The organism is Streptomyces sp. NRRL F-2664 (assembly GCF_000719345.1).
Classification (GTDB): domain Bacteria; phylum Actinomycetota; class Actinomycetes; order Streptomycetales; family Streptomycetaceae; genus Streptomyces.
This window is the reverse complement of record NZ_JOFX01000623.1, coordinates 1-226: the sequence shown is the minus strand read 5'-3', so window position 1 is coordinate 226 and position 226 is coordinate 1. Positions and strand designations below refer to the sequence as shown.

1 pseudogene is annotated in these 226 nt (G+C 68.1%); it reads right to left on the bottom strand.

Going from position 1 to position 226, the window contains the following annotated elements:
* Nucleotides 1-35: 35 nt before the first annotated feature.
* Nucleotides 36-226, bottom strand: a pseudogene (locus tag IF89_RS0137260) (IS110 family transposase); the annotation flags it as partial.

Sequence of the window (226 nt, the reverse complement as noted above, 5' to 3'; positions counted from 1 at the left end):
TCAAGGACGTGGTGGTGGGTGGGTGTCTGGGCTGGTTATGCGGCGAGGGTGACGGCGGGGGATCTGGACTCGTAGAAGGTGCCGTCTCGGAGCATGGCGGACAGGACGCTGATGCGTTGGCGGGCGGGCCGGAGGAGGGCTTGGGTGTGGGTTTTGCCGCGTGCGCGTTGCCGGTCGTAGTAGGTGCGGGAGGCGGGGTCGGCGTTCATGCAGGCGAAGGCGGAGA